The sequence below is a fragment of the Sphingomonas sp. SP5 genome (assembly GCF_058313455.1).
Genome location: NZ_JBZFLF010000004.1, coordinates 89,648 through 115,810, shown reverse-complemented (window position 1 = coordinate 115,810; position 26,163 = coordinate 89,648). Strand labels below are relative to the sequence as shown.

The 26,163-nt window shown below is 69.6% G+C and carries 20 protein-coding genes; 12 read left to right on the top strand and 8 right to left on the bottom strand.

Features of this window, described 5'->3' with window-relative positions:
• Positions 1–45 precede the first annotated feature (45 nt).
• The 4 genes from AC4GY7_RS11395 to AC4GY7_RS11380 all read left to right on the top strand — a co-directional run bounded on the left by AC4GY7_RS11395 (position 46) and on the right by AC4GY7_RS11380 (position 6,489).
• On the top strand, positions 46–3,072 hold the full coding sequence (locus tag AC4GY7_RS11395) for a TonB-dependent receptor (protein ID WP_491114027.1): 3,027 nt from the start codon (positions 46–48) through the stop codon (positions 3,070–3,072).
• Positions 3,073–3,137: 65 nt separating this feature from the next.
• Positions 3,138–3,344, top strand: a complete 207-nt coding sequence (locus AC4GY7_RS11390) for a TOBE domain-containing protein (protein WP_491114024.1) — start codon at positions 3,138–3,140, stop codon at positions 3,342–3,344.
• Position 3,345: 1 nt separating this feature from the next.
• A complete protein-coding gene (locus AC4GY7_RS11385) occupies positions 3,346–3,717 on the top strand; it encodes a winged helix-turn-helix domain-containing protein (RefSeq protein WP_491114021.1) in 372 nt (123 codons plus the stop codon).
• 414 nt (positions 3,718–4,131) lie between these two features.
• The gene (locus tag AC4GY7_RS11380) at positions 4,132–6,489 is read left to right on the top strand and encodes a TonB-dependent receptor (protein ID WP_491114019.1); all 2,358 of its coding nucleotides are present in this window, start codon (positions 4,132–4,134) and stop codon (positions 6,487–6,489) included.
• A 43-nt stretch (positions 6,490–6,532) separates the two neighbouring features.
• Here AC4GY7_RS11380 and AC4GY7_RS11375 read toward each other — a convergent pair whose 3' ends face one another.
• Positions 6,533–7,144 carry a hypothetical protein gene (locus AC4GY7_RS11375; RefSeq protein ID WP_491114016.1) on the bottom strand — a complete coding sequence of 204 codons (612 nt, stop codon included), beginning with the start codon at positions 7,142–7,144 and terminating at the stop codon, positions 6,533–6,535.
• A gap of 110 nt (positions 7,145–7,254) precedes the next feature.
• Between AC4GY7_RS11375 and AC4GY7_RS11370 the strand changes: the two genes are divergently transcribed.
• The 4 genes from AC4GY7_RS11370 to AC4GY7_RS11355 all read left to right on the top strand — a co-directional run bounded on the left by AC4GY7_RS11370 (position 7,255) and on the right by AC4GY7_RS11355 (position 11,341).
• Complete coding sequence (locus AC4GY7_RS11370; RefSeq protein ID WP_443583320.1) at positions 7,255–7,920, top strand: response regulator; 666 nt, start codon at positions 7,255–7,257, stop codon at positions 7,918–7,920.
• Positions 7,917–9,257, top strand: coding sequence for a sensor histidine kinase (locus tag AC4GY7_RS11365; protein ID WP_491114013.1), 1,341 nt, complete (start codon positions 7,917–7,919; stop codon positions 9,255–9,257). The genes AC4GY7_RS11370 and AC4GY7_RS11365 overlap by 4 nt, the downstream gene beginning before the upstream one ends.
• Before the next feature lie 33 nt (positions 9,258–9,290).
• Entirely contained in the window at positions 9,291–10,394 is a 1,104-nt protein-coding gene (locus AC4GY7_RS11360; protein ID WP_491114010.1) for an NADH:flavin oxidoreductase/NADH oxidase, read from the top strand.
• 71 nt (positions 10,395–10,465) lie between these two features.
• The gene (locus tag AC4GY7_RS11355) at positions 10,466–11,341 is read left to right on the top strand and encodes an SMP-30/gluconolactonase/LRE family protein (protein WP_491114007.1); all 876 of its coding nucleotides are present in this window, start codon (positions 10,466–10,468) and stop codon (positions 11,339–11,341) included.
• 193 nt (positions 11,342–11,534) lie between these two features.
• On the opposite strand, the gene AC4GY7_RS11350 is transcribed toward AC4GY7_RS11355, so the two are convergent.
• From AC4GY7_RS11350 to AC4GY7_RS11340, 3 genes are all read right to left on the bottom strand, one after another.
• Positions 11,535–13,115, bottom strand: a complete 1,581-nt coding sequence (locus tag AC4GY7_RS11350) for an aldehyde dehydrogenase (NADP(+)) (RefSeq protein WP_491114004.1) — start codon at positions 13,113–13,115, stop codon at positions 11,535–11,537.
• A 93-nt stretch (positions 13,116–13,208) separates the two neighbouring features.
• On the bottom strand, positions 13,209–13,484 hold the full coding sequence (locus AC4GY7_RS11345) for a hypothetical protein (protein ID WP_491114001.1): 276 nt from the start codon (positions 13,482–13,484) through the stop codon (positions 13,209–13,211).
• Between the two features lie 91 nt (positions 13,485–13,575).
• Positions 13,576–14,433: an SDR family oxidoreductase gene (locus AC4GY7_RS11340; protein ID WP_491113998.1), complete on the bottom strand. Its 858-nt coding sequence runs from the start codon at positions 14,431–14,433 to the stop codon at positions 13,576–13,578.
• Between the two features lie 127 nt (positions 14,434–14,560).
• On the opposite strand from AC4GY7_RS11340, the gene AC4GY7_RS11335 reads away from it, so the two are divergent.
• Both AC4GY7_RS11335 and alr read left to right on the top strand, forming a co-directional pair.
• Positions 14,561–16,618, top strand: coding sequence for a TonB-dependent receptor (locus AC4GY7_RS11335; protein WP_491113995.1), 2,058 nt, complete (start codon positions 14,561–14,563; stop codon positions 16,616–16,618).
• A gap of 48 nt (positions 16,619–16,666) precedes the next feature.
• Positions 16,667–17,689 (top strand): alanine racemase, encoded by a 1,023-nt coding sequence (alr, locus tag AC4GY7_RS11330; protein ID WP_491113992.1) that lies wholly within the window; start codon positions 16,667–16,669, stop codon positions 17,687–17,689.
• 55 nt (positions 17,690–17,744) lie between these two features.
• Here the strand turns inward: alr and AC4GY7_RS11325 are convergent, their stop codons facing one another.
• The 3 genes from AC4GY7_RS11325 to AC4GY7_RS11315 form a co-directional block, all read right to left on the bottom strand.
• Positions 17,745–20,900: a TonB-dependent receptor domain-containing protein gene (locus tag AC4GY7_RS11325; RefSeq protein WP_491113990.1), complete on the bottom strand. Its 3,156-nt coding sequence runs from the start codon at positions 20,898–20,900 to the stop codon at positions 17,745–17,747.
• Between the two features lie 782 nt (positions 20,901–21,682).
• Positions 21,683–22,855, bottom strand: coding sequence for an acetyl-CoA C-acetyltransferase (locus tag AC4GY7_RS11320; RefSeq protein ID WP_491113987.1), 1,173 nt, complete (start codon positions 22,853–22,855; stop codon positions 21,683–21,685).
• A gap of 68 nt (positions 22,856–22,923) precedes the next feature.
• Positions 22,924–23,991, bottom strand: a complete 1,068-nt coding sequence (locus AC4GY7_RS11315; RefSeq protein WP_491113984.1) for an alpha/beta fold hydrolase — start codon at positions 23,989–23,991, stop codon at positions 22,924–22,926.
• A 32-nt stretch (positions 23,992–24,023) separates the two neighbouring features.
• On the opposite strand from AC4GY7_RS11315, the gene phaR reads away from it, so the two are divergent.
• Positions 24,024–24,581 (top strand): polyhydroxyalkanoate synthesis repressor PhaR, encoded by a 558-nt coding sequence (gene phaR / locus AC4GY7_RS11310; protein ID WP_443583308.1) that lies wholly within the window; start codon positions 24,024–24,026, stop codon positions 24,579–24,581.
• 10 nt (positions 24,582–24,591) lie between these two features.
• Positions 24,592–24,777 (top strand): hypothetical protein, encoded by a 186-nt coding sequence (locus AC4GY7_RS11305; protein WP_443583307.1) that lies wholly within the window; start codon positions 24,592–24,594, stop codon positions 24,775–24,777.
• Between the two features lie 121 nt (positions 24,778–24,898).
• Here AC4GY7_RS11305 and AC4GY7_RS11300 read toward each other — a convergent pair whose 3' ends face one another.
• Positions 24,899–26,092, bottom strand: coding sequence for an aspartyl protease family protein (locus tag AC4GY7_RS11300; protein ID WP_491113980.1), 1,194 nt, complete (start codon positions 26,090–26,092; stop codon positions 24,899–24,901).
• Positions 26,093–26,163: the final 71 nt, after the last annotated feature.

Genomic DNA, 26,163 nt, shown 5'->3' with positions numbered 1-26,163 from the left:
AATTCGCAAGAACCAGTCCCACAATGTGGACGATGGAGGATGTCGATGCCCGGCCCCATGCCAATCCCGCGCGCGCACTCGCTGCTGATCCGTACCTCGCTGCTCGCGCTCGCGGCGGCTGCGACATTGCCCGGCATCGCGACGGCGCAGACGGCGCCGCAGACTCCGGCCGCCCCGGTCGACGCGCCCGTCACGCCGGCCGCGGCGCAGCCGGGCGGTCAGACGACCACGACCCAGGATGCCGCCGCCGCGGCGCCGGTCGCCACCGGCGATCAGGGCGAGGACATCGTCGTCACCGGCTTCCGCCGCAGCCTTCAGTCAGCGCTCAGCGTCAAGAAGCAGTCGGCGGGCGTGGTCGATGCGATCAACGCGCAGGACATCGCCGACTTCCCCGACGCGAACCTCGCCGATTCGCTGCAGCGCATCCCCGGCATCTCGATCGAGCGCGACGGCGGCGAGGGGCGCACCGTCACCGTCCGCGGCCTCGGCGGCGATTTCAGCCGCACGCGCTTCAACGGGCTGGAGGCGATTTCCGCCACCACCGGCTCGACGCTCGGCGCCGGCGTCAACCGCGGCCGCAGCTTCGACTTCAGCGTCTTCGCCTCCGAACTGTTCAACTCGATCGTCGTCCGCAAGACCCAGTCGGCCGAGGTCGACGAAGGTTCGCTCGGCGCGACCATCGACCTCCAGACCGGCCGGCCGTTCGACAATCCCGGCTTCCAGGCGGCGATCTCGGCGCAGGGCGCGTACTACGACATCAACAAGAGCACGGCGCCGCGCCTCGTCGGCCTCATCAGCAAGACGTGGGACGATGATCGTTTCGGCCTGCTGCTGTCGGCCGCCTACAACAAGCGCACGGTGCAGGAAGACGCCTATTCCAACACCGCGCTCGCCGACTTCAGCGACGTCAACAATGGCTTCTGCCCGGTGGTGCCGGGATCGCAGACGACACCGGTCAACCCGCTGGTCGGCACCGCGCCACGCGCGACGCTCTGCATCCCCGCGCCCGGCGCCGTGCCGGGGTCGACGCCGTCCGCCTACAACACCGTCAACCAGCCAGGCGTGTTCGTCGCCAAGCTGCCGGGCTATGGCCGCTTCACCAACCGGCAGGAGCGTCTGGGCCTCACCGGCACCTTCCAGGCGAAGCTGACCGATACGTCGATCATCACCATCGACGGCGCCTATTCGCGCTTCCGCCAGGATCGCAACGACCTCGCCACCAACCCGATCAGCCTCAACCGCGCGAACGGCGCGGCGGCGGCGGGGCTGACCGCGGCGCAGCTGTCGGGCCGGCCGAACATGAAGATCCGCGACGCGCAGGTCGATGCGAACGGCTATCTCGTCTACGGCGTGTTCGACGACACCGATTTCTCGGTCACCAACAGCCACGATATCTCGACCACCACCTTCTACCAGGCGGATATCAAGATCGAGCAGCAGCTGGGCGACCGCGGCAAGCTGGAGGTGCTGTACGGCCAGTCGGATTCGGTGTTCGACAATCCCTATTCGCGCCTCGTCACCTTCAGCCGCTTCGACAGCGACGGCTTCGTCTTCGACGCGCGCCAGGATCGCAACCGGCCCTCGCTGCTCTACGGCTTCGACGCGACCAATCCCAACAACTGGCAATATCAGAACGGCTACGACCAGATCCGTGAATTCACGGCCAAGGTCACCAACCGCCTGCGCAACCTGAAGGTCGACTTCAAATACGACCTCAACGACGAATATACGATCAAGGCGGGTATCGCCGCCAAGCGCTTCAACTTCATCTCCGCCCGCCAGCAGCGTATCGCCTCCACCGCGTCGATCCCGTCGCTGGCGTCGGCCGGGCTGACGATCGCGGACGTCAGCCTGAAGCCGATCACCATCGACACGATCGGTCTGCCGAGCGGCGCGTCGAACAGCTTCATCGTGCCCGATATCGACAAGATCATGAGCGCGTTCGGCGTCGACTGCTATTGCGTCAACCAATATGGCGACTTCCGCATCGGCAGCATCGGCACGGGTTCGCAGGGCGACAACCGTTCGGTGATCGAACAGGATATCAGCCCCTATATCCAGCTCGATTTCAAGGTGCCGCTGGGCGACATGACGCTGCGCGGCGATGCCGGCGTGCGCTATGCCAAAACCAACCAGACCTCCAACGGCTTCGTCGGCATCGGCACGGCGTTGCAGGTGAAGCGCGATTACGACGACTGGTTGCCGGCGCTCAACATGGCGCTCGACGTCACCGACCGGGTGACACTGCGCGTGGCGACCGCACGCGTGATGTCGCGTCCCTCGCTCGGCTTCCTGACGCCGGGCGGGTCGATCGGCACCGCCAACCCGCCGTTCACCGCGACGGTCGGCAATCCCTACCTCAATCCCTATCGCGCGACCAACATCGACGCGACGGCGGAATGGTATTTCCAGCCCGGCGCGGTGCTGTCGATCGCCTATTTCCACAAGGACGTCGACAGCTTCGTCCAGCAATTGTCGACGCAGACGACCTATGCCGCCGCCGGCCTGCCGCTGAGCCTGCTCACCGCCTCGCAGGACCCCAATACGCTGACCTCGATCACCTCCTATGCGAATACCAAGGGCGGCAAGATCAACGGCTTCGAGGTGCAGTACCAGCAGCCCTTCACCTTCCTGCCTGGGTTCCTCAAGAACCTCGGCACGCTGCTCAACTACACGCGCATCAAGTCGAACATCAGCTACATCCTGACCACCAACGCCGCCGGCCCGACGCTGATCGCGCCGCTGGTCAACGTGTCGCCCAACGCCGCCAACGCGACGCTCTATTACGAGGACAAGCGCTTCTCGGTGCGCGCCAGCCTCGCCTATCGCGACCAGTATCTGCGCCAGGTGCCGCTGCGGTCGGGACTGGCCGACACCACGGGGTCCTATTCGACCACGAACCTCGATGCCTCGGCCTCGTACAAGATCGGCGACCACCTGACGCTGACGGTGGACGCGATCAACCTCACCAACCAGCCGACCAGCTATTGGGACGGTGCCGCGCTGCGCGACCAGCAGGTCTACAGCTCGACCGGCCGCCAGTTCTTCATCGGCGCGCGCTACAAATTCTGATGCCCGTCCGATGTTGGCGACAGGGGCGCGAGCGCCTATCGTCGCCCGCATCGGAGGGAAACATCATGAAGCTCAGCGCACGAAACCAGATCCCCGGTACCGTCGTCGGCATCACGCCCGGTGCGGTCAACGGGACGGTCAAGGTCGATATCGGCAACGGCATCATCGTCACCTCCAGCATCACCGAAGAGGCGATCGCCGACCTCGCGCTGGCGGAGGGCGACCGCGTCACCGTCGTCGTCAAGGCGAGCGACGTGCTGATCGGCAAGTGACATGCAGGTCGGTGCGCTCAAGCTGAAGCTGCAGCTGGCCTGCGGCGACAGTTTCGCGCTCGGGCCGGGCAAGGCCGACCTGCTCGACGCGATCGGGCGCGATGGTTCGATCTCCGCCGCGGGGCGGGCGCTCGGCATGAGCTATCGTCGCGCCTGGCTGCTGGTCGACGAAATGAACCGCTGCTTCGCGACTCCTTTGGTCGAGACGCTGCGTGGCGGCGGCCGCGAGCGCGGCGCGCGCCTGACCGCGGCGGGCACGGCGATGCTCGCCGATTATCGCGAACTGGAGGCGGTGACCGCCACCGTCGCCGATCACCCCGCCTACCGCCGCCTCGCTGCCGCCCTGCGCGACGTGCCGCTCGATCCGGGCTGAGCGGCACGTCGATTTCGGTCGGGTTGACCGCCGCTTTCTTCGAACGCGAACCGCCGCCGGTGTCGAACTGGGGATGAGGCGCAGCCTCGGGCGGGCTCATGCCTGCGTGAAAGATCCTTCGCCGAATCCCATCTGATCCGTCACCCCGGACTTGTTCCGGGGTCCACCGATCCGCGCAATCAACGGCTGGCGAGCACGCGGCACGGTGGATGCCGGAACACGTCCTGCATGACGGAGTGGACTTTCGTAGCGGTGTCTCCTTGGCGGAGACGTGCCCACCAATTCTGACCGCAACCGCAACCGCAACCGCACCCTTCGCCTCGCCACCGTAGATCGCAGCTATCCCTGCATCTGCCCCTGTGTATATCACAGGATATAGAGAATCGGCCGAACGGCCTGACAGGGGACCTGCACATGCGTATCGACACGGCCACCGCGATGGCGCTCGCCCTCCTCGCCGCCCCGCCGGCCCTGGCGCAGGAGCAGCAGCGCGACACGTCGCCCCCAGCCGCGGCTACGGACGACGATGCCGTCCCCGACGTGATCGTCACCGCGCGCCTCCGTCCCGAAAGCGCGCAGTCGATCCCGACTTCGCTGTCGGTGGTCGACGGGGCCTTGCTCGACCGCAGCTACACGGTGAACACGCAGGGGCTGACGACGCTGATTCCCAGCCTCAACTACAGCTCCGCCAATCCGCGCAACACCGCCTTCACCATCCGCGGCCTGGGGTCGAGCGTCGTCGCGGTCAGCCAGTCCAACGACGGGCTGGAGCCGGGCGTCGGCTTCTACGTCGATCAGGTCTACCATGCGCGGCCGGCGACGGCGGCGTTCGACTTCGCCGATGTCGAGCGGGTCGAGGAATTGCGCGGCCCGCAGGGCACGCTGTTCGGCAAGAACACCACCGCAGGCGCGATCAGCATCACCACGCGCGCGCCGAGCTTCACGCCGGAAGGTTTCGCGGAGCTGTCCTATGGCGAGCGCAACTTCGTGCAGGCGCGCGGCTGGGTATCCGGGCCGATCAGCGACGCCGTCGCCTATCGCCTGTCGCTCGTCTCCACCCGCCGCGACGGGGTGATCGACAACGTCCGCACCGGGCGGGAGGCCAACACGCTCGGCACGCAGGCGGTGCGCGGGCAGCTCTTGTTCAAGCCCGACGATACGATCAGCATGCGGCTGAGCGCCGATATCACCAATTTCCAGGCCTATTGCTGCACCCAGGTCTATTACGGCGTGTCGGCGAGCCGTCGGCCCGTCGCGCGGCAATATGCGGCGCTGGCGGCGGGGATCGGCTATCGCGTGCCGAGCACGAACCCCTACGACCGGGTGACCGATGTCGACGGGCCATTGGGCTCCGACACCAACGAAGGCGGGGTGAGCGCGATCACCGACGTGAAGCTGCCGTTCGGCACGCTGACCTCGGTCACCGCCTGGCGCTTCTGGAACTGGGATGCGGAGAACGACCGCGACTATATCGGCCTGCCCATCCAGCTGTCGCAGCACATCCCATCGCGGCAGGATCAATATAGCCAGGAACTCCGCCTCGCCTCGGACGGCGACCGGGCGCTCAGCTATGTCGTCGGCCTCTACGGCTTTCGCCAGCGGATCACTGGGCGGCCGATCAGCATCTACGGCCCCGCCGCCGCCTATTGGCTGATCGGGCCGACCACGGGAGCCAATGCGACGCCGGTGCCCGCGGGCCTGCTCGACGGCTATGGGCAGGACGGCCGCACCGACTTCCGCACCCAGAGCTATGCCGCGTTCGGCGAGGTCAACTGGCGGATCGTGCCGCGCGTGACGCTGACCGGCGGCCTGCGCTACACGCATGAGGACAAGGACGGGTCCTACGCCACCACCGTCGCCGGCGGCCTCGCCACGACCAACGCCGCGCTGGTCGCTGCCAAGCTGTCGATCCTGCGCCCGCAAAGCTACACCGCGCACGACAGCGACGGCAGCCTGTCGGGACGCGGCAATATCGCGTGGCAGATCACCGACGGCATGCTCGGCTATGCGAGCTTTGCGCGCGGCTTCAAATCGGGCGGCATCAATATGTCGGGCCTGCCGCTCGACAACCAGAACCGGCCGGTGCTCGCCACCGCCGTCGTCCGGCCGGAGCGCAACACGACCTATGAGGTCGGGCTGAAGGCGCAGGGCTGGGATCGCCGGCTCGTCTTCACCATCGACGGCTATTGGACGCAAGTACGCGATTTCCAGGCGACGCTGGTCGATTCGAGCCAGACGGTGGCGCTGCGCGGCTATCTGTCCAATATCCCGCAGGTGACGGTGAAGGGGATCGAGGCGGATGCCAGCCTGATCCCGCTGCGCGGGCTGACCATGCGCGCCGGCCTCGCCTATGCCGACGGGCGCTACAGCGACTATCCGGCGGGTCCGTGCCCGCTCGAGGTGCAGACCGCGACGACCGCGGCGTGCGACCTCTCCGGCCGCCGGCTCGCCTCGCTGCCGCGCTTCGCAGTGACCGGGGGGCTCGATTACCGGCGCGGGCCGGTGTTCCTGCACGTCGACACCGCTTCGCGCAGCGGCTTCAACGGCGATCCCAGCCTGTCGCGCGCCACCTATATCCGCGGCTACAACCTGACCAACGCGAACCTCGGCTACCGCTTCGAGGACGGGCTGGAGGTGGCGGTGTTCGCGCGCAACCTGCTCGACGCCGATTACATCCAGAACGTGACGGTGCAGGCGGGCAATTCCGGCCTGATCCTGGCGACGCCCAGCGACCCGCGCACGATCGGCGTGACGCTGCGCTTCAGCCGCTAAACGAAGGGACCGACCGCTGGTGCGGCCGGTCCCCGTCATGCCTTCAGCGGGCCGGCGTCGCCGTCGGGGCAGGCGCCGGAGCACCTGCCGCGGGCGGCGGCGGCGGTGCCCGGTCCGGGCCGGCACCGGCCGGCGGCGGCGGCGGCGCTGCGCCATCGGGGCCGCCGGGCGGCGGCGGCGGGGGAGGGCCGTCCGGCCCATGACCCCGCGGTCCGCCCGGACCACCAGGGCCACCTGGTCCAGCCGGGCCGTGGGGGCCGCGCGGCCCATGCGCCGGGCCGACCGCCTCGACCTGGCCCGACGGGCCGACCAGGAAGTGCGCGCGCAGCTGCCCGTCGTCGTAGCGGCCCTGCACCAGCACCGCCTTGCCCGGCGTCACCGTGCCGGCGCCGTCGCGCCCTGCGTCGATCATCGCCTTGCCGCTGCCGTCCTGCACCACGAAGCGGTCGCCATAGACTTCCGCGACGCGGCCCTTCACCGTCACGATGCCGCTGCTCGCCGGCAGCCTGGCGATCGGGGTGGCGATCGTCGGCGCCATCTCGATGCTCGGCCGGGTCAGCGCCACCGCGCCCGCACCGCCCGCCGCGCCGACCGCCAGCAGCACCGCCGCGCCGAGGCCCAGTTGCTGGCGCCGTCCGAAGGGGATCCGTTTCATCTGTCTTCTCCATTTGGTGGTTCGATGAAGCCGATCTACACCCCGGCACCCGATGCCCGCTGAACCGCGCGGTTCAGTTTCGGTTTACGGGCAAGGGCTAGGCGACGGCGATGCGCATCCTGCTTGTCGAGGACGATCACGAACTGGGACCGGCCATCGCCCGCGCGCTGCGCGGCGAACATTGCGCGGTCGACCTCGTCGCCGACGGCGTCGATGCCGGCCACCTCGGCGAAACGGAGGCCTATGACGCGGCGGTGCTCGACCTCGGCCTCGCCGGCAAGGACGGCATCACCGTGCTGCGCGAATGGCGCGCGGCGGGGCGCCAGCTGCCCGTGCTGATCCTCACCGCGCGCGATGGCTGGTCGGACAAGGTGGCAGGCTTCAAGGCGGGCGCCGACGATTACATGGTGAAGCCGTTCCGCGTCGAGGAACTGGTGATGCGGCTGCGCGCCCTCGTCCGCCGTGCCGCCGGCCACGCCCAGCCGGTGCTGACCTGCGGGCGACTGGCCTTCGATACGCAGATCGGCCATTTCGAGCTCGACGGCCTGCCGCTGAAGCTCACCGCCTTCGAATTCCGCGTGCTGTCCGCACTGATGCTGCGCCGCGAGGCGGTGATCGAGCGGCTCGACCTGCTCGAACGCGTCTACGAAGGCGATGCCGATGTCGATTCGAACAGCCTGGAGGTGATCGTCGGCCGGCTGCGCCGCAAGATCGGCGCGGAGATGATCGAGACGGTGCGCGGCCGCGGCTATCGCCTGACCTGCGGGGCGGGATGAGCGGGCGTACGGGATCGATCCAGCGGCGCATGCTGCTGCTGGCGCTGGTCGCGATCCTCGCCGCCCTCGCCATCGCCGGCTGGGCGATCGCCGGCGTGCTGGAACGCGTGGTGACGGAGGGGATCGATCGTCGGCTCGATGCGCAGATCGCCTTGCTCGCCAGTACGGTGGATCGCGACGGCCGCGTCGATCGCACCGCATTGGCCGACCGGCGCGGGGCGCTGGAGGCGGGGCGCGGCTGGCGGTGGCGGATCGAGGCGCCGGGCGGGACGATCGGCTCGGGCGACTTGCCCGACCTGCACGAAGGTCCGCATCCCCACCCCGAGCCCGATCCCGATCGCGACCGGCACGACGAGGGGCCGGAGGCGCTCGACGGCCGCGACGCCCACGCCCGGCGGGTGACGCTCGCCACCGCCGGCGGCCCGGTGACGTTGACCGCCGCCGCACCGCGCGCGGTGATCGATCGGCCGCTGCGGGAGGCGCTGGTGCCGTTGCAGGTGGCGCTCGCCATCCTCGGCGTGCTGCTGATCGCCTCCACCTGGATACAATTGCACCTCGGCCTCAGGCCGCTCGCCCGCATGCGCGATGCGGTCGCCGCCATCCGTGCCGGTCGCGCGGAGCGGGTGGACGAGGATCAGCCCGCCGAGCTGCGCGGCCTGGCGATCGAACTCAACGCCCTCGCCGCCGATCGCATCGCGGCGCTGGCCACCGCGCGCCAGTCCGCCGCCAATCTCGCGCATGCGCTCAAAACGCCGGTGGCCACGCTGGCGCTGGCGGTGCGCGACGATCCCGCGGCGGCGGGGCAGGTCGCGCGGATCGATGCGACGATTCGCCACCATCTCGGTCGCGCGCGGGCGGGGGCGGTCGATGTGCGTGCCGGCACCCGCGTCGTGCCCGCCGTCGCCGATCTGGTCGCCGCGATCGGCCGGCTGCACGCCGACAGCGGCGTCGCCATCGGGCAGACGGTGGCGGGCGATCCCGTCGCCGCACTCGATGCGCAGGATTTCGACGAACTGCTCGGCAACCTGCTCGACAATGCCGCACGTCACGCGACAGCGCAGGTCATCGTATCGGTGGCGCCGGCGGCGGACGCGCGCTGGCTCGATCTGGTCGTCGCCGATGACGGCGCCGGCATCGCCCCCGAAGAGCGCGAACGCGCCACCCGGCCCGGCGTGCGGCTCGACGAGCGCGGCGAGGGCCATGGCTTCGGCCTCGCCATCGTCCGCGAACTCGTCGAGCTGCACGGCGGCCGCCTGACCCTCGCCGAGCGGCAGGGCGGCGGGCTGGAAGCACGCGTCACCCTGCCGGCACGGCACCAAAACGGCGCCCGCGCGTAACGCGTCCTCCCAGTCGCTTGCCAGGAGGCCGCCATGAGCAACCCCGCGCTGTTCCAACCCGTTAGCGTCGGCGGACTGACGCTGCCCAACCGCATCGTCATCGCACCGATGTGCCAATATTCCGCCGAGAACGGCTGCATGACCGATTGGCACCTGATCCACCTCGGCCATCTAGCGCTGTCGGGTGCCGGGCTGCTGACGATCGAGGCGACCGCTGTCGTGCCGGAGGGGCGGATCACCTATGCCGACGTCGGCCTGTGGGACGAGGCGACCGAGGCGGCGATGGCGCGCGTGGTGGAGGCGATCCGCCGCCATTCCGACATGCCCATCGCGATCCAGCTCGCCCATGCCGGCCGCAAGGCGTCGACCGACCTGCCGTGGCACGGCGGCAAGCAGATCGCGCCGGATCACGCCGATGGCTGGCAGACGGTCGCGCCCTCGCCGCTGCCGTTCGCTGAAGGCGAGAACGCGCCGACCCAATTGTCGATCGATGACCTCGCGACGCTGCGCGACGCCTTCGCCGCATCGGCGCGGCGGGCGGCGCGGCTCGGCATCGATGCGGTGCAGATCCACGGCGCACACGGCTATCTGCTGCACCAGTTCCTGTCGCCGCTCTCCAACCGCCGCGACGACGATTACGGCGGCAGCCTGGACAACCGCATGCGCTTCCCGCTCGAGGTGTTCGACGCCGTGCGGGCGGCCTTTCCGGCGGATCGCCCGGTGACGATGCGCGTGTCGGGCAGCGACTGGGTGGAGGGCGGCTGGGATGCCGAACAGACCGTCGCCTTCGCCCGCGCGCTGGAGGCGCGGGGCTGCGCCGCGATCCACGTGTCGAGCGGCGGCCTCGATCTGCGCCAGTCGATCCCGGTCGGCCCCAGCTATCAGGTGCCGCTCGCCCGCGCGGTGAAGCAGGGCTGCGGCCTGCCGGTCGTGGCGGTCGGTCTCATCACCGATTACGAGCAGGCCGAGGCGATCGTCGGCACGGGCGATGCCGACATGATCGCGCTCGCCCGCACCATCCTCTACGAACCGCGCTGGCCGTGGCACGCCGCGGCGCATCTCGGCGCGCGGGTGAAGGCGCCGGACCAGTACCTGCGCTCGCAGCCGCGCCGATACCGCGACCTGTTCGACGTGTGATCCATTTGTCGGACTAGACGGCGCGGCCCGGACGGGGGATGTAGCGCGACGAATTCGAGAGGAGCGCTGCCATGACCGATCACAACGTGCGAACCGTCCTGCCCGTCCAGGCGACGCTGGGCGAGGGGCCGGTGTGGATCGGCAGCGATGCCGCGCTGTGGTTCGTCGACATCAAGCAGCGCCACGTCCACCGTTTCGATCCCGCCGGTGGCGCGGCGCAGCGCTGGGATGCGCCCGATCAGGTCGGCTGGGTGCTGCCCGCGGCCGACGGCGGGCTGATCGCCGGGCTGAAGACCGGCCTGCACCGCTTCGATCCCGCCGACGGCCGCTTCACCTTCGTCGCGCAGCCGGAGGGGCATCCGCAGGGCAACCGGCTCAACGATGCGGCGACCGACAGCGCCGGGCGCATCTGGTTCGGGACGATGGACGATGCCGAGAGCGAGGCCAGCGGCCGGCTGTTCCGCTTCGGGGGCGGCGCGGTCGCGGACAGCGGCCTTGCCCCGGTGTGCATCACCAACGGCCCGGCGATCCACGGGCCGAGCGCGACGCTCTATCACACCGACACCCTCGGCAAGACGGTGTGGCGCGCGGCGATCCGCGACGACGGCACGCTGGGGCCGGAGGAACGCTTCGTGACGATCGAGGACGGCGCCGGTCATCCGGATGGCTCGGTCGTCGACGCGGAAGGCTGCGTCTGGATCGCGCTATGGGGCGGATGGGGCGTGCGCCGCTACGATCCCGCGGGCAAGCTGATCGGCACCGTCACGCTGCCGGCATCCAACATCACCAAGATCGCGTTCGGCGGCGCCGACCTGCGCACCGCCTACGCGACCAGCGCCCGCAAGGGCCTGGACGCCGCGGCCCTGGCGGAACAGCCGGAGGCGGGCAACCTCTTCGCCTTCGACCCCGGCGTCGCCGGCCTGCCGGTGACCCCGGTGGCCCGGTAGAACGGGATCACAGAAGGCATATTCAGCCGTCATTGCGAGCGTAGCGAAGCAATCCAGGGCGTCCTGGTCCAACTCTGGATTGCTTCGCCACGCTCGCAATGACGGATTGGATTGTCGTTACCCCGCAGGGGTTTCCTTCTCTGGGAGAACCAGGGAGGGATCGCCTCCCGGAGTGTGATGCCGCAGCCTGCCGTTACCGCGGGCTCGCCTCGCGCCGGCCGTCGACCTGCCGCGCGATGCCCCACGCATTGTCGTCACCCAGCCCCGCCGGCAGCAGCGCTGCGCCGAGGTTCTGGAAACATACCGGCCGCAGGAAGCGGGCAATGGCGAGCGTACCGACCGATGTCGTGCGCCCGTCGCTGGTCGCGGGGAAGGGGCCGCCATGGACCATCGCCGGCGCCACCTCGACACCGGTCGGCCAGCCGTTGGCCAGGATGCGGCCGACGCGGCGCGCGATCACCGGCACCAGCTTCGCCGCATCGGCTTCGTCGGCGGCGTCCATCTGCAGCGTCGCGGTCAATTGGCCTTCGAGTCCGGCGATCACCGCCGCGATCTCGGCCATGTCGCGGCAGCGCACCACCACCGACGACGACCCGAACACCTCGTGGCTCAACGCCGTGTCGGCGAGGAACGCCTGCGCATCGGTCTGGAAGATCGCGCCTACGGCCTGGTTGACGCCATCACCCACCTTGCCGCGCGCGACGGTGTGCACCGCATCGTGGCTGGCAAGCGCATCGACGCCCTGCTCGAAGCTCGCGTGGATGCCCGGCGTCAGCATCGTGATCGGCTGGCTGTCGGTCAGCGCCGCCGCCGCGGCGGTGACGAAGGCATCGAGGTCGGGGCCGTCGATCGCCAGAACCAAGCCGGGATTGGTGCAGAACTGGCCCGCACCAATGGTCAGCGAGGCGACGAATTCGCGCCCCAGCGTCTCGCCCCGCGCGGCGAGCGCGGCGGGGAAGAGGACCACGGGGTTGATGCTCGACATTTCGGCATAGACGGGGATCGGCTCGGCCCGCTCCGACGCGATGCGGACCAGCGCCAGCCCGCCGCCGCGCGATCCAGTGAAGCCCACCGCCTGAATGCGCGGGTCGGACACCAGTGCAGCGCCCAATTCGTTGGTTTCGCCGGGCAGGTAGGAGAACACGCCCTCGGGCAGGCCCGCGGCCTTCACCGCCGCCTGGATGGCGCGGGCGACGAGTTCGCCGGTGCCGGGATGCGCGGGATGGCCCTTCACCACCACCGGACAGCCGGCGGCGAGCGCCGAGGCGGTGTCGCCGCCCGCCACCGAAAAGGCGAGCGGGAAGTTGGAGGCGCCGAACACCGCCACCGGCCCCACGGCCAGGTTGATGCGCCTGAGGTCCGGGCGCGGCAGCGGTGCGCGATCGGGCTGGGCCGGATCGATCGTCGCATCGAGGAAGTCGCCCTGCCGCACGACGCCGGCGAACAGCTTGAGCTGGCCGACGGTGCGGCCGCGCTCGCCCTCCAGCCGCGCGCGCGGCAGGCCGCTCTCGGCCATCGCGCGTTCGATCAGCGGGTCGCCGATCGCCACGATGTTGTCGGCAATCGCCTCCAGGAAGGCGGCGCGCGTCGCCGGGTCGGTCGCCGCATAGATCGGGAAGGCGGCGTCGGCGAGCGCGCAGGCCTCGGCCACCGCATCGGTGCCCGCCGAGGAGAAGTCCGGGGTCAGCGTCTCGCCGCTGGCGGGGTTCACCGCGGTGAAGCGGTTCGCGGCCTGGCGTGCTTCGCCGCCGATCAGCAGGGCGCCGTCGATCATGTCTCAACCTCTCTCGGGGAAAATGTCTGACCAATAGTAGGCGCTGGCGCGCAGGGTGCCAAGGGGCTCTGCCCGCGGCGAGGGGCCGGCGGCCTATCCCTCGGGCTGGTCCGCCGCCTCGCCGTCGGTGGCATGCGGGTCGAGGTCCCACACCGCCGCGACCTCTTCCACCGCCTTGCGCGCGATGCCGTCGAGCGGCTCGGGACAATAGGCCTGCACGTCCCAATTATGCCCGATCCCGCCGCCCAGGTCGGCGATGGTCGGCAGCATGAACTCGATCTTCGCCCCCTCGCTATCCATCGACAGCCGCAGTGCCGCCTGGTTGAGTTCGTCGCGCAGGGCGGCAGGACCGAGGGTGGGGCGGCTCATCGGGGCATCGCGGGGGTCATGGGCAGGCGTCTCCTGACCATGATCCAAGCGCGGCAGCGGCCGGATCGTTCCCGCTCCGGCCCGATCGCGATCACAGAAACGGGCGTCCGCCGGTGACCGGGATCGTCGCGCCGGTGATGTAGCTCGCCTCGTCGCTCGCCAGCAGCACATAGGCGGGCGCCAGTTCTGCCGGCTGCGCGGCGCGACCAAGCGGCGTATTCTGGCCGAAGGTCTTCACCGCCTCGGGCGGCATGGTCGACGGGATCAGCGGCGTCCATACCGGCCCCGGTGCCACCGCGTTGACGCGGATCTTGCGATCGGCGAGCATCTGGGCGAGGCCGGCGGTGAAATTGTAGATCGCGCCCTTGGTGGTCGCATAGGCGAGCAACTGCTGGCTTGGATCCTGCGCATTGATCGAGGTGGTGTTGATGATCGATGCGCCTTCGCCCATGTGCGCGACGGCTGCCTTGGCGAGATAGAACATCGCGTGGATGTTGGTGGCGAAGGTCAGCTGCCATTCGTCGTCGGGAATGTCCTCCAGCTTCTCGAAGGTGCGCTGGTGCGCCGCATTGTTGACCAGCACGTCGATCCTCCCGAAGGCGTCGGCCGCCTGGTCGATGACGTTGCGGCAATGCGCCGCGTCCGACAGGTCGCCCGGCACCAGCAACGCGCGCCGCCCCGCCTGTTCGATCAGTGCCTGCGTCTCGGCGGCATCGTCATGCTCGTCGAGATAGGCGATCAGCACGTCGGCGCCTTCCCTTGCGAAGGCGAGTGCGACGGCGCGGCCGATGCCGCTGTCGCCGCCGGTGACGATCGTCGCCTTGCCCGTCAGCTTGCCGGATCCGGTGTAGCTCGTCTCGCCATGGTCCGGGCGCGGATCCATGGCATCGGTGCGGCCGGGAATGGCCTGCTGCTGCTCGGGATAGGGCGGGGTGGGGCGATCGGTCATGGCAAGCTCCTGGGGTACGCCCCGCCAACCGATCGCGTGCCGCCCCGTTCCCGGCATCGATATGGGTTAACGAGGTTTTTGCAGCCTTCCGGTTGCGGCGCGAGGCAAAAGCGGCATGGGAGGCGCGATGCGCCCTCCGCTCCCCGCCGCCCTGCTGGCCGCCCCGGTCATCCTCATCGCCGTACCCGCGGCGGCACAGACCGACGCGCCCACGGCCGCACCCGCCGGGCCGGATATCGTCGTCACCGGACGCGGCCTGCCCGCGTCGCCGGGCGAACGCGCGCTCGCCGTCGTCACGATCGATCGCGACCGGTTGCAGGCGAATGCCAGCGCCCGCCTGGAAAGCGTCCTCGCCGATATCGCCGGCCTGCAACAGTTCCGCCGCTCCGACAGCCGCAGCGCCAATCCCACCAGCCAGGGGATCAACCTGCGCGGCCTCGGCGGCAACGCGTCCAGCCGGGCGCTGCTGATCCTCGACGGCGTGCCGCAGGCGGATCCGTTCGGCGGCTGGGTCGCCTTCCCCGCCTATGCGACCGGGCGATTGGGGCAGGTGCGGGTGACGCGCGGCGGCGGCAGCGGCTATTTCGGGCCGGGCGCGCTTGCCGGCACCGTCGAGCTCGACAGCGCCGCGCCCGGCGATCTTGCGCCGCTGGAGGCACGGCTGTTCTACGGTAGCCGGGATTCGGTGGAGGCGCAGGGCTCCGCCGCGCTGGTCCGCGATGCCGGCTTCGCGACGCTGTCGGCGGCCTACGCCCGCGGCGACGGCTTCGTGCCGACGGTGGCCGAGAGCCGCGGCCCGGTGGACCGGCGCGCACCCTACGAACAGGCGTCTGCCGCGCTGCGCACGGTGGTGACGATCGCCCCCGCCACCGAATTGCAGGCCAATGTCAGCGGCTTCACCGACAATCGCGAACGCGGCACCGCTTTCACGCAAAACCGGTCGGAGGGCGCCGATGCCAGCCTGCGCCTCGTCGGGCGCGGCCGCTGGGGCTGGTCGGCGCTCGCCTATCTCCAGACCCGCACCTTCGCCTCCAGCTTCGCCAGCGTCAACGCGAGCCGGACCACCGTCAGCCAGTCGCTCGACCAGTATAATACCCCGGCGACCGGATCGGGCGCCCGGCTGGAACTGCGCCCGCCGGTCGGCAGCGGTGTCGACCTGCGGCTGGGTGCGGATACGCGCGCGGTGTCGGGGCGGACGCAGGAGCGCTTCACCTTCGTCGCCGGCACCCCGACCCGGCTGCGTATCGCGGGTGGCGAGACGCTGACGCAGGGCCTGTTCGCCGACGGCAGCGTCGCGATCGGCGATCTGCTGCTCACCGGTGCCGCGCGCGTCGACCGGTGGCGGATCGATAACGGCTTCCTGCGCGAAACGCCGATCGCCGGCGGGGCGGCGCTTACCGATACCCGCTTCGCGAACCGCAATGGCAGCGCCTTCACCGGCCGGATCGGCGCGGCATGGCGGGTGACGCCCGGCGTGACGCTGCGCACCGCCGGCTACCGCGGCTGGCGGCTGCCGACGCTCAACGAACTCTACCGCCCGTTCCGCGTCGGCAACGACGTCACCGCCGCCAATGCCGCGCTCGCGCCCGAGCGGCTGACCGGCATCGAAGCCGGCCTGACGCTGGCGCCCGCCGCGCGCGTCAGCCTGGCCGCCACCGTGTTCCACGACCGGCTGGAGGATGGCATCGCCAACGTCACCCTCTCGACCACGCCGACCAGCGCCTCGCGCGTGCGGCGCAACCTGGATGCGATCAGCTCGACCGGGCTGGAGGTGGATGCGCGCTACACCCTCGGCGCGATCGAGGCGCTCGCCTCGTGGAGCCACGTCGATGCGCGGGTTCGGGCAAGCGGCGCGGCCGCCGCGCTCGACGGCCTCCGCCCGGCGCAGAGCCCGCGCGACATCGTGTCGGCGACGCTCGGCTGGCGCCGCGAGCGGGCGGCCCTGTCGGCGACGCTGCGCCACGTCGCCCGCCAGTTCGACGACGACCAGAACAGCCGCAGCCTCGCCCCCGCGACGACGCTCGACGGCTTTGCCGCCCTGCCGCTCACCCACCGGCTGACGCTGGAGGCGCGCGCCGAGAACGTCACCGATACCCGGATCGAGGCGGGGATCAGCGGCAACGGCATCGTCGAGCGCGCCAGCCCGCGCACCCTGTGGATCGGACTGAACGCCAGGATCGACTGATCCCGCCAAGCATCGACGTGCAGCGTCGGCGCGATTATGCGCGTGGGCGTGACCGCACCTCTCCGCCTCCGCCTCGACGCCGCCGCGCTTGCCGACAATTGGCGCACCCTCGACCGGATGAGCGGGGCGGCCGCCTGCGGCGCGGCGATCAAGGCCAATGGTTATGGCCTCGGCGCCACCGAGGTCGCGCAGCACCTCGCCACCGCAGGCTGCCGTGACTTCTTCGTCGCCACCTGGGCCGAGGCCGAGCGGCTCGCGCCGCTGCGCCTGCCGCTGTCGGTGCTGCACGGCGTCCGCGCGGAAGACATGCCGCTCGCGCTTGCCGGCATCGCCCGCCCGGTGCTCAACACCGACGCGCAGGTCGCGCGCTGGCGCGCGGCGGGCGGCGGCGCCTGCGACGTGATGGTCGATACCGGCATGAACCGGCTGGGCGTGTCGCCCGACGGGGTGCGCGCCGGCCTGCTCGACGGATTGGCGATGCATACGCTGCTCAGCCACCTCGCCTGCGCCGACGAGGACAGCCCGATGAACGCGGCCCAGCGCGCCGCCTTCGCGAGCCTCGCCGGCGTCACGCGCGCGCAGCGGATGAGCCTCGCCAATTCCGCCGGCATCGCGCTCGGCCCCGGTTATGCCTTCGATCTCACCCGTCCGGGCCTCGCGCTGTACGGCGGCGTGCCGCGCAGCGAGGGCATGGCGGCGATCCGCCAGGTCGTCGTGCCCGAAACCCAGATCCTCCAGCGCCGCACCGTGCCCGCCGGCGCGACGGTAGGGTACAACGCCACCTGGACCGCCCCGCGCGAGACGGCGGTCGCCATCGTCAACCTGGGTTATGCGGACGGCTACCTGCGCGCGTTCTCCGACCGGGGCACCGCCGAAGGGGGGCGCCTGCCGGTGATCGGTCGCGTCTCGATGGACCTGGTAGCGCTGGACGTGAGCGCCGCCCCTTCGCTCGCCGAGGGCGACTGGGTGGCAATCGACTATGCCCTGCCGGCCGCGGCGGCGGCGAGCGGCCTCTCGCAATACGAGCTGCTGACCGGCCTGGGCCAGCGCTACGCGCGGGTGTGGGGATAGAAAAAGAGCCGCCTCTTGCGAGGCGGCTCCAGTTGATGGTCGATGATCGGATCGATCAGAAGCGTGCTTCGACGCCCGCGTAGAAGAAGCGGCCGATGTTCGGGAACACACCGTCGCCCGCGATCGAGCCGATACCCGTGGCATCGTAAGGCGGCAGCTCGTTCGAGATGTTGTCGATGCCGAAGTAGAAGCGGAACTTGTCCGTCGCGTTCAGGCCGATGCGGGCATCGTGATAGATGACCGGATCATAATAGACGAACGGACGGGCATCCGGGTTCAGCGCCGGGCGGCCCTGCGACGCGAAGAAGGTCTCGTAGGTGAGGCCGGAGACGATCTGCTTGCCGATGTAGCGCGCGGTGTAGCCGAAATCGATGATGCCCAGCTTGCCGTTGACGTTGAAGCGGCCCTGCCACTTCGGGTCGCCCAGCGTGCTGTCGAGGCGATCATACCGGTTGGGTTCGGCGATATACGCATAGTTCAGGCGATCCATGACATAGCTGACCGTCAGGTTGACGTTCAGCGAGGCACTTTCGTTGAAGCGATGCGAATAGCTGGTGTCGAAGTCGATACCCTTGGTCTTCAGCTGGGCGAAGTTGAACGGCTGGTTGATGAAGCTGATGCCGTTGCCTGCCCGGTCGAAGGTGAACTGCGACTGGTCGATCGTACGGCCGGTCTGGCCCAGGAACGTGTTGTTCTGGACGGGGTCGGACGACTGACGGCGGAAGACCGCGGCGCAGAACGAGTTGTTGATGCCGTTCGCGTCGTCATAGCAGCGGTTGATGATCTGCTGCCCGGTCAGGCCGGAAATGACGTTCTTGATCCGGATGTTGTAGTAATCGACCTTGAACGTCAGGCCGCGAACCTGCTGCGGCTGATAGACCATGCCGGCCGTGAAGCTGTAGCCGATTTCCGGGACCAGGCCGATGTTGCCCTGGTTGACGCCGGGGATCGTCGACGGCGACTGGTTGGTCCACGGCCGGATCAGCTGCGCACCCGAGGTCGGATCGGTGAAGGTGATCGTCGTCGGGATGCCGGCGGCGGCGCAGTTGCGGGCGCGGTTCGGGTTGGCGGTGATGTTGTTGCCCGAATTGGTGCCGCCCGGCTGGTCGCACGGATCGGCGACGCTGACGAACGTCTGCGCCTGCGAGGCGTAGAGGTTGGTCAGGTTCGGTGCGCGCACCGAACGCGAGAACGTGCCGCGGAAGCGCAGGTCGCGCACCGGAGCCCAGATCGCGCCGGCGTTCCACGCCCAGACGGAACCCGTCTGACCGCCGTAATCCGAGACGCGACCCGCCCCTTCGAGGGTCAGTTCGTGGATGAAGGGGATGTTGGCGAGCAGCGGCACGCGCAATTCGCCATAGGCTTCCTTGATGTTCACCGCCGGCGGATCGAAGGTCGCCGCCGGATTGAGGAAGGTGGCGCCGGAGGCGGTCACCGGATCCTGGCCCGAGAAGGCGTCTTCCCGACGGTATTCACCACCGACCGAGAAGTAGATCGGACCACCCGGCAGCCTCAGGAAGCCGCTGGTGTCGCCCGAGATGAAGGCGGTCGCATCGATCTGCTCGGCCCACTGGTTCCGGCTGGAGGTATAGAGGATGTAGTTGGTCGCCCGCGGATCGGCCGCGCTCTGGCCGAACAGGTTGAGCGGGACGCAGTTCGCATCGTCGTCCGCCGTGCTGGCATTGGCGTTGACCGCGCAGACCACGCGCTGGTTCTGCGAATTGAGCACGAAGTTGGAGCCGCTGTAGCCCGCCGGCGCCAGCGCCGCATTCACCGCACGTCCGTAATTGGCTAGCAGCACGTTGCCGCCGGTGCGGTAATAGTTTTCGGTCCGCCCGTAATTGGCCGCGACCTCGTAGGCGATGTTGCCCCATTCGCTGATGTCGCCACGCGCGCCGATCACGCCGCGATAGGTGCGGCGGGTGTGGAACTCGGCGCGGGTGCCGAGATCGTTGTTGAAGCGGTTGAGCGTGAACGAAGTCGCGCCCGGTGCCAGGATCGTGCCCAGCGTCGCGCGTGCGGCCGGCGACAGGAACGGGTTGTTGACGCTGAACGTGCTGGTCAGCGTGCCGCCCGTGAAGCTCGGCTGCGTCGACTGCTGCGTCGCCTTGATGTTGGCGAAGCTGAACTCGACGAACGGCTTGAACGCAGGCGAGAAGTCGCCGTTGAGCAGGATGTTGGCCAGGAAGCGGTCCAGGCCGGGGAGCAGCATCGCACCCTCGACGCCCGTCGCGGTGCCGCCGAAGAGCACGCCGCCGCCGATCGCGCGATTGTCGACGAGGCCGGTGGTCGACGGCGAATCGCGCAGCAGCGAACCGTCGGGCTGGAACAGATAGTTGTAGGCGATCGCGCCGCCGGTCGGCGACGTCTGGCCGGTGCAGATGGCGGCGCGCTGCGCGGCATTGGCCGCCGTGGCAGTCGTCGGGCAGGTGGTGACGACGGTGCCGCCGATCGAACGGTTGCCGAACACGATGCCGCGGTTGACGAAGCCGGTGTTGGGCACGCCGTCGAAGTTGCGGTTGGGCGCGGCGGTCGACTGGGTGGTGATGAAGCCGGGCGTGCCGCCGTACGCACCCAGGTACGGGCGATCCTCGTAGAACACCGGGTTCGACCGCGAATATTCGGCCGAGACGGTGAGGTTCATGCGGCCGTCGGCGAAGTTGGAGCCGGTGATGCCGCTGAGCAGGTAGGTGCCGCGGTCACCATAGCCGGTGGCGCCGCCCTGCGCACGCACGCGGGTGCCCTCGAAATCGCGCTTGAGGATGAAGTTGACGACGCCGGAGATTGCGTCCGAACCGTAAACGGCCGACTGGCCGCCGGTGACGAGATCGACGCGATCCACCAGATCGAACGGCAGCGTGTTGACGTCGGGCGTGTAGCTGCCCGGAACGGCGGTGACGACGCGGCGGCCGTTGACCAGGGTCAGCGTACGCGACGTGCCGAGACCGCGCAGGTCGAGCAGGTTGAGGCCGGCGGTGCCGATGCTGCCGGTCGAGTTCGCCTGCGTGAAGGTGGTGCGCAGCTGCGGCAGCTGGCTGACCGCGTCGCCCAGCGAAATGTCGCCGCGCGTACCGAGCAGTTCCGCCGTGGTCACCGTCTCGACGGGGATCGCCGCATCGAACTTGTTGCTCACGCGGATGCGCGAGCCGGTGATGATGATCTCCTTGTCGTTCGTCTGTTCGGTCGCCTGATCGCTCTGCTGCTGATCCACGCCTGCGTCCGGCGAGGTCGGCGAGGTTGCTGCCGTGCCGGATTGGGTCTGTACTTCTTGCGCAAACGTCGGCGCCGCCAGGAGCGTCAGGGACGCGAGCGCCGTGGCCGTAAGGTACCTAGAAATCATGGATATCCCCCTGTTGGGGCGCACATTGTTCGCGCGCTACCAAGAAGGGCATCTGACCGGATATTGACCTAATTCGCAACGTTCTAACCCGGCCGTGCAATAAAAAAATACACTTTTCCCGTCGGTTGTGTTCGCACTGCAACATTACAGAAGGGCTATTGTCATAATCCGTCGTTTAGCGGCTGCGAGGTTGCGGGCGGCTGAGGCCGGCAACCACCTCAGCCCGTGGCCGCGGCGAGACGGTCGAAGAACGGTGAAATTCCTGCTGGTCGGCGCGACGCGCCAAGGCGGCGAATGCGCTACGGATCGCGAAGCCGTTCAGCCGTACCGCATAGGCAAGCGTCGGGGCCGGTCGGCGCTCATGCGCTCAAATCAATGCTGCGCACGATCGTGCCGCACGGCGGCTGCCCCGCAACGCACAGGCAGCCATGCATGCCGAGTCTGTCGAAGCCCGGTCGAGGCTGATGCCGCCCGATCGGGCGAGACGGCGGCCGCGGCATTCCGGCGCGGCCGCCATCGGGTGCATCGAAACGGGAAGACGGGCATCCCCGATGCCGGTCTTGCCCGAAGCATTTCAAACGGTTGCGGTAAGGCCGGCCTGCCGATCCGCCGTCATCGGGCGGCGGTCAGGACAGGACGGGGCAGCGCGCCTCTTACCGCTCCACGCACATCGCGATGCCCATGCCGCCGCCGATGCACAGCGTCGCCAGGCCCTTCTTGGCATCGCGCTTCTGCATTTCGTAGATCAGCGTGGTCAGCACGCGCGCGCCGCTCGCGCCGATCGGGTGGCCGATGGCGATGGCGCCGCCGTTGACGTTGGTCTTGTCGGGGTCGAGGCCCAGTTCCTTGCACACCGACAGCGCCTGCGCGGCAAAGGCTTCGTTGGCCTCGATCAGGTCGAGGTCGGCGACGCCCCAGCCCGCCTTTTCCAGCGCCTTCCTGCTGGCGGGCACGGGGCCGATGCCCATCACCGACGGGTCGACGCCGGCGCTCGCCCAGCTGCGGATGGTGGCGAGCACGGGGGCGCCGCGCGCCTCGGCCTCTTCGCGGCTCATCAGCACCAGCGCCGCGGCGCCATCGTTGAGGCCGCTGGCATTGGCGGCGGTGACGGTGCCGTCCTTCTTGAAGGCGGGCCGCACGCCGCTGACGCTGTCCAGCGTCGCACCGGCGCGGATATATTCGTCATCGGCGACGACCGTGTCGCCCTTGCGGCCCTTGATCGTGACCGGCGCGATCTCGTCCTTGAAGCGGCCGGCGGCGCGGGCCGCCTCGGCGCGGTTCTGGCTGGCGACCGAGAAGCTGTCCTGCTCGCCGCGCGTCACCTGATATTGCTCGGCGAGGTTCTCCGCGGTGATGCCCATGTGATAGCCGTTGAAGACGTCGGTCAGGCCGTCGTTGACCATGGTGTCGACCAGGCTGACGTTGCCCATCTTGGTGCCGCCGCGCATCGTCTGCGCGTGGGGCGACAGCGACATGCTCTCCTGCCCGCCGGCGACGACGATCGTCGCATCGCCGGTCTGGATCGCCTGGCAGGCGAGGGCGACCGCGCGCAGGCCCGACCCGCATACCTGGTTGACGCCCCAGGCCGGCACCTCCTTGGGAATGCCAGCCGCCATCGATGCCTGGCGCGCCGGGTTCTGCCCTTGCGCCGCGGTGAGCACCTGGCCCAGGATCACCTCCGACACGTCCTCGCCGGCGACGCCCGCCTGCTCCAGCGCCGCCTGGATCGCGATCCGGCCCAGCTCGTGCGCCGGCGTCGCGGCAAAGGCGCCCAGGAAGCTGCCGACAGGGGTACGCTTGGCGGCGGTGACGACGATCTCGGTCATGATGCTCTCCTTGTGCGGGGCGATTCGTAGGTCCGATCCAGCTCAGCTGGATCTTCCACGTCAGTGGATCAGACCCTAGCCGCGGGCAGGCTCGCGATCCAGTGCGCCAGCGGCTCCCACAGCATCGCCCGTGCCCGGCCGCCGACGATCATGCCGACATGGCCGAGCGCCAGGTCGCGGCGGTCGGCGAGGCCGGCGGCGGTGGCCGCGGGAACGATACGGTCGGTGGCGGAGACGAATTCCACCGCGGGGCAGGCGAGCACGTGCGGCGAAACCGCCGTTCCGCGCACCGTCCAGGCGCCCTTTCCCGGCGCATCGCTGGCAACGAAGCGATCGAACAGGTCGCGCGCCGCACCCAGCGGCAGCGGCTCGCCGGCATTGGCCCAATCCTCCAGCCGGACGAAGGCATGCGCCGCCGCACCGTCGGGATCGAGTCGGCCGAAGGATTCGTACTTGGCCACGGTGCGCGCCGGGTCGAGTCGCCAGAAGCCGGCCTGCAACACCTCCATCGGCAGCACGCCCAGCGCCTCGGCGGTCGGTCGCGCCGCCTCCCACATCTTCAGCATCGCGCCGCTGGCGGCGCCATAGCCGGCAAAATGCCACGGCGCGGCGAGCGTCGCGAGCCCCGCGACGGGCGTCGCCGCGGCCGCCGCCAGCGCCATCGTGCCGCCCAGGCAATAACCGACCAGCACGGGCGGTGCGTCCAGCTGCTCGATCAGCGGCGCCAGCAGCGCCTCGATATGCGCGGTCATGTCCATGTCGCGATCGGCGGCGCCCGGTGCGCCCCAATCGACCAGCGCGACGCGGAAACCCTGCGCCGCCATCCACCGGACCAGCGATGCCTCGCCCAGGTCGAGGATCGCGGGCGGGTTGATGAGCGAGGGCACGAACACCACCATCCGCCCGCGCCCGCCATAATAGCGCAAGGTCGCACGGCCGGCAGTGGCGAGCGCCGGCATCGGTGCCGGCGGGGCGGGGCGGGGGGCGTTCTGATACGCGCGCAGCCCCGCCATCGCCGCGCTCATCCGGTCGGGTTCTGCTGCGGTTTCGCTGCGCAGCATGTCGAGGAACAGGGGCAGCGGCCGCGGCCCGTGTTGCGGTGCAGAAAATTGAGGCGTAGCATCGGGATCGGTCATGGACCGGATACCGTTACGGGTAGGGGAGCCGTATGAAGAAGCAGCAGCCGAGCGACGGCGTCGTCATCATCAAGAAATACGCCAACCGGCGCCTCTACAATACCGAAACCTCGTCCTACATCACGCTCGAGCATCTCGCGACGATGACCCGCGAAGGCCGCGACTTCAAGGTCGTAGATGCCAAGACCGACGACGACATCACCCACAACGTGCTCACCCAGATCATCATGGAAGAGGAAAGCCGCGGCCAGACGATGCTGCCGGTCAGCTTCCTGCGCCAGCTGATCGCGATGTACGGCGATTCGATGCAGGCGATGGTGCCGGGCTATCTCGAAGCGTCGATGGACAGTTTCCGCCGCAACCAGGAACAGTTCAAGTCCGCGGTCGAGGGTGCCTTCGCCCATTCCCCCTTCGCCGAGATCGCCAAGCGCAACATGCAGATGTTCGAGGCGGCGGCGCATGCCTTCCAGACCCCGACCGTGCCTGCCGCGCCTGCTGCGCCGCAACCCGCCGCCAGCAAGGACGACGAGATCGCCGCGCTGAAGGCCGAGCTGACGCGGTTGCAGGACAAGGTCGAGAAGCTCGGCTGAGCACCACCCGATGCCGGTGATGTTCTGGAGCGCCGGCGCGGCGCTGCTGCTGGCGGTCGTCGCGGCCCTTGCCGATCGCCGCCGCCGGTTGCGGCACGATCCCGACCGGGTCGGCTGGGTCGACTGGCGCACCGTGCAGATGGCGGCGCTGCTCGCGACGATCCTGCTGGTGAGCATAGGGCTGCATACGCGGTAGCTTCGAGATCGCACGAAGGCGCAGAGAGGTTTTGCTGCGCGAAGCGTCTCGTCGACCGAAGAGGTGGACGAGCAGCTCTCGCGCCCCAGCCTCTTCGCGTCTTCGCGTCAACCAAGCTTGCTCAGTAGAACCGCGCCAGCGTCAGCAGCCGCGTCGATCCGTCGCACAGGCCCAGCCGCACCACCGTCCCCGGCGCGCCGATCGACCATTTGGCGAGCGCGCTGGTCGGATAATCGGCGCCGATCGGCTGGCCGTCGATGCGACAGATGAGGTCGCCCGGCCGCCAGCCCGCCGCAGCGGCCGGCCCGCCGCGCATGACGTGCAATACCTTCAGCCGATCGCGCTCCAGCCCGACGAGCAGGCCACTGGTCGAACGCAGCGGCGCCTCGTCCGCCTTGGGGCCGGGTTGCAAAACCATCCGTCCGGCCGCGGGATCGAGCAGCACCCGATAATTCTGCAACAGTCCCGACCCGATCCGCCCCGCGACGCCGATCATCTCCGAAAATCCGCCCGCCGGCTCGACGCGCGTCTCGACGTTGCGGATCGTCTGCTGGCCGATCGTCACCGCCGGCAGGATGGCGAGCGTGCTCACCGTCTCGCCGGCAAGCCCGAAGGACACGGTGGTGGTGGCCGGCAGCCGGTCGACGCCCGCGGTCTTCGCCGCCGCGGCTGACAGGGTCAGCGCGGAGCCGTCGCCGGTGTCGACGATCACCGGCGCCACCCGGCTGCCGCCGATCGACACCGCGCTTTCGTACACGCGCCGCCCCGCCGACACCGACAGCGGCGCCAGCGCACCGACGAACGGCAGCCGGCCCGACGGGATCAGCCGGAACCGGCGGTTGGCATAATCGATGTCGAGCGCCTGGCCGCCGGTGACGTCGCGCCCGATCAGCAGGTCGACCGCCCGCGCGCTGCCGGTGGCGAGTGCGGGCAGGTCGGCGACCGTCACCCCGCCGCCGGTCCGCGTCAGCCCGCCGATGCCGAGCGTGCGCGTCGCCTGCCAGCCGATCGCCACGGCACCGTTGCCGGCCCCGCCGATCGCGGTCGCCTGCCCATTGGCGGTGGTGCGAGCGGCATCGGCGGCGGCGGAGCCCTTGGCGAGCACCGAATAGCTGACGCCGGTATCGAGGATCGCGGTGACGGGCCGGCCATCCAGCGTCGCGGCGAAGCGGATCTGGTTGCCGGGCGTCAGGTCGAACGGCACCCAGCGCGCCTCGCTGTCGGCCGACAGCGTGACGACGCCCTCCCGCTGCCCCTGCGCGACGGCGGGGGCGGCAAGGCTGGCGAACAGGGCGAGCGGCAGGAGGAAACGCATCGCGTCCATCCCTAGACTGGTTCACGGCCGCAGGGCCATCCCGGCTTCCGGGGTGGGAGAGGGCGCGTGCG

Bases quoted from the DNA above. Each gene is read 5' to 3' on its own strand.
- AC4GY7_RS11385 (WP_491114021.1), top strand. From the start codon at position 3,346: ATGCAGGTCGGTGCGCTCAAGCTGAAGCTGCAGCTGGCCTGCGGCGAC.
- AC4GY7_RS11375 (WP_491114016.1), bottom strand. From the start codon at position 7,144: ATGAAACGGATCCCCTTCGGACGGCGCCAGCAACTGGGCCTCGGCGCG.
- AC4GY7_RS11300 (WP_491113980.1), bottom strand. From the start codon at position 26,092: ATGCGTTTCCTCCTGCCGCTCGCCCTGTTCGCCAGCCTTGCCGCCCCC.
- AC4GY7_RS11365 (WP_491114013.1), top strand. From the start codon at position 7,917: ATGAGCGGGCGTACGGGATCGATCCAGCGGCGCATGCTGCTGCTGGCG.
- AC4GY7_RS11305 (WP_443583307.1), top strand. From the start codon at position 24,592: ATGCCGGTGATGTTCTGGAGCGCCGGCGCGGCGCTGCTGCTGGCGGTC.
- AC4GY7_RS11360 (WP_491114010.1), top strand. From the start codon at position 9,291: ATGAGCAACCCCGCGCTGTTCCAACCCGTTAGCGTCGGCGGACTGACG.
- AC4GY7_RS11345 (WP_491114001.1), bottom strand. From the start codon at position 13,484: ATGAGCCGCCCCACCCTCGGTCCTGCCGCCCTGCGCGACGAACTCAAC.
- AC4GY7_RS11315 (WP_491113984.1), bottom strand. From the start codon at position 23,991: ATGACCGATCCCGATGCTACGCCTCAATTTTCTGCACCGCAACACGGG.
- AC4GY7_RS11370 (WP_443583320.1), top strand. From the start codon at position 7,255: ATGCGCATCCTGCTTGTCGAGGACGATCACGAACTGGGACCGGCCATC.
- AC4GY7_RS11390 (WP_491114024.1), top strand. From the start codon at position 3,138: ATGAAGCTCAGCGCACGAAACCAGATCCCCGGTACCGTCGTCGGCATC.
- AC4GY7_RS11380 (WP_491114019.1), top strand. From the start codon at position 4,132: ATGCGTATCGACACGGCCACCGCGATGGCGCTCGCCCTCCTCGCCGCC.
- AC4GY7_RS11320 (WP_491113987.1), bottom strand. From the start codon at position 22,855: ATGACCGAGATCGTCGTCACCGCCGCCAAGCGTACCCCTGTCGGCAGC.
- AC4GY7_RS11350 (WP_491114004.1), bottom strand. From the start codon at position 13,115: ATGATCGACGGCGCCCTGCTGATCGGCGGCGAAGCACGCCAGGCCGCG.
- AC4GY7_RS11355 (WP_491114007.1), top strand. From the start codon at position 10,466: ATGACCGATCACAACGTGCGAACCGTCCTGCCCGTCCAGGCGACGCTG.
- AC4GY7_RS11340 (WP_491113998.1), bottom strand. From the start codon at position 14,433: ATGACCGATCGCCCCACCCCGCCCTATCCCGAGCAGCAGCAGGCCATT.
- phaR (WP_443583308.1), top strand. From the start codon at position 24,024: ATGAAGAAGCAGCAGCCGAGCGACGGCGTCGTCATCATCAAGAAATAC.
- AC4GY7_RS11395 (WP_491114027.1), top strand. From the start codon at position 46: ATGCCCGGCCCCATGCCAATCCCGCGCGCGCACTCGCTGCTGATCCGT.
- AC4GY7_RS11335 (WP_491113995.1), top strand. From the start codon at position 14,561: ATGCGCCCTCCGCTCCCCGCCGCCCTGCTGGCCGCCCCGGTCATCCTC.